General features: G+C 39.9%; 1 protein-coding gene and 1 pseudogene. Both read right to left on the reverse strand.

Annotated elements, in window-relative coordinates:
* Positions 1-707: pseudogene (locus tag KV40_RS27865) on the reverse strand (hypothetical protein); the annotation flags it as partial.
* Positions 698-1,132 (reverse strand): ParA family protein (locus KV40_RS27870; RefSeq protein WP_036488092.1); only part of this gene is annotated, 435 nt, incomplete at its 5' end. The gene KV40_RS27870 and the pseudogene KV40_RS27865, both read right to left, overlap by 10 nt.

Raw genomic sequence — 1,132 nt, forward strand, 5'->3', positions numbered from 1 at the left:
TCTAACTTTTTGGCTTTCCAGATTGGTGAATCCGATTTGGCAAACTTAAGTAGATTGTCGATCTCAATAGTTCTACCGCTAGTTGCCGAAGTTACTTTAAGTACAGGTTGGTCTACTTGTTTTTCAGTAGCGATCGCCTCAGCTATTAGAGAATTGTAAGTATCCCTAACCGAACGTGCTAATTCTTCTAAGGCGCGATCGAACTTGATGTCAGAAAATAGTGGGCGAAACGACACGGTAGGTTCTGACACAAGCTGATTTTGCTGAAAATGCTTATTTGTCTCGGCTACTATCAAGTCGATTGGGGAGTAGCCATTAGTTTTCATTTCTCGGTTTTGATAAGCTTCTGGGTTCTTCTTATCTAGCAACCACTGCGGATATTTATAGCTACCGATCGCCTTTAAAGTTTTTAGTAATTCCCCATCGGGACGAGCCGCACTCTTCGGTCCATCAACGGCAACCTGCAACTCGTTACCAAGATCGGCTACTAAATCGAAATTAATTCCTTCAACTGTTTTCAAGGCTCGATTAGTTTCTTCTGCTGAAAGTCGCTCTGGCAATTTGGCTAAAAACTTGACGCGATCGCCATATTTGTCGGGTAGAGAGCGATCTTTTTCTAATAATCCAGACATCTTTTTAGCAATGGTTTTGACATAGCCTACCTTTTGTGGTTCGGGAAGTTCGCGGGCTTCCCATCTTAAAGCCACTGCCCTTTGAATTTGATTGGCGATCGCACCAATTTGATTGTCGGCTGCCGATAGAGCAATTTCAGTAAAAGTTCCTTGATAAGGGGGATTAAAATATCAGTGCTAGCAACAACTACATTTTCTGTAAGAATGTCGTATCCTCCAGGAAGATCGATAATTATCAAATCGAAGTTAAGAGGATAAGAAGAAAATATTTTTTGTAAAATATATTCCCTTCGTCTTTTTTTAGAAAGTACCTCTTTTAAATGCTCGATATCGGAATGACCTTGAATTAAGCCAATTTTATCAGTTCCCAAAATAGGAGAAATAAAAGGATAGTCTCCTTTGAAATTAGAGTCAAAAAGCGCGAGGGAAGTTTTTGTAGGATCTTGTTGGGGTTCTGTTCCCACAAACTCTTCAATGCTGTGATTTTGATCTAAATCTAT

Origin of the sequence: Myxosarcina sp. GI1 (assembly GCF_000756305.1) — a bacterium.
Classification (GTDB): Bacteria; Cyanobacteriota; Cyanobacteriia; order Cyanobacteriales; family Xenococcaceae; genus Myxosarcina.